The sequence below is a fragment of the Kocuria sp. ZOR0020 genome (assembly GCF_000800955.1).
In the GTDB taxonomy this organism is placed as follows: domain Bacteria; phylum Actinomycetota; class Actinomycetes; order Actinomycetales; family Micrococcaceae; genus Kocuria; species Kocuria subflava.
In genome coordinates, this window is the sequence record NZ_JROX01000401.1 from 1 (window position 1) to 722 (window position 722).

At 34.2% G+C, this 722-nt stretch carries 1 protein-coding gene; it reads left to right on the forward strand.

All coding sequences use genetic code 11. The annotated features are described in order from the left end of the window. Positions 1-42 precede the first annotated feature (42 nt). Positions 43-722 (forward strand): hypothetical protein (locus tag L979_RS15555; RefSeq protein WP_231559559.1); only part of this gene is annotated, 680 nt, incomplete at its 3' end.

Here is a 722-nt window from a genome sequence, read left to right on the forward strand (position 1 = left end):
TAAGGCAGAGTTCAAAATCAAGAGAAAGGCGGACTTTATTTAATGTTAGAAGCTAACGTTTATGATAACTTTAACCCTAACTATTACAATATATCTGATTTCAGAATGCCTAATGGTAAAAAAGAAAAAAGAGGCCTTCCAATACCAAAGGCAAGATGTCAAGTTATTGATTACGAACTGTGGGAAACAGGCTATCTTTACACTTCATCAGCTACATTGACCGTTTCGGTAGAAGTTGGCGATATTGTTCAAGTACTTTTTCCTGAAGTTGTTCCAATTGAAGAAGCTCTAGGTAAGAGGAAAAAACTGAATTTAGATATGGTTTACCTTGTGACCGATGTAGACGAAAGTAATAAAGCTACGTTAAAAAACTACTTTTGGGCAATGATTGAAAGTCTTGACGTTCCAAACGCAATAGCCAAAAAGACAAACTCTGGTATAATTAATTATTTAATTGACCCTAATAAAAATAATTTAATGAGTTATGGTTATTTCTTTGATTCAAGTATCTTTGCTGGAAAGGCTACGATTAATCGTAAAGCGGAAACTTCATCAGCTCATGATGTAGCAAAAAGGATATTTTCCAAGGTTCAATTTCAACCAACTACAACCATTCAACACGCTCCATCTGAAACAGACCCTAGAAACTTGTTATTCATTAACTTTGCTTCAAGAAACTGGAATAGAAAAAGAATCACGACAAGGGTAGATATTAAGCAAAG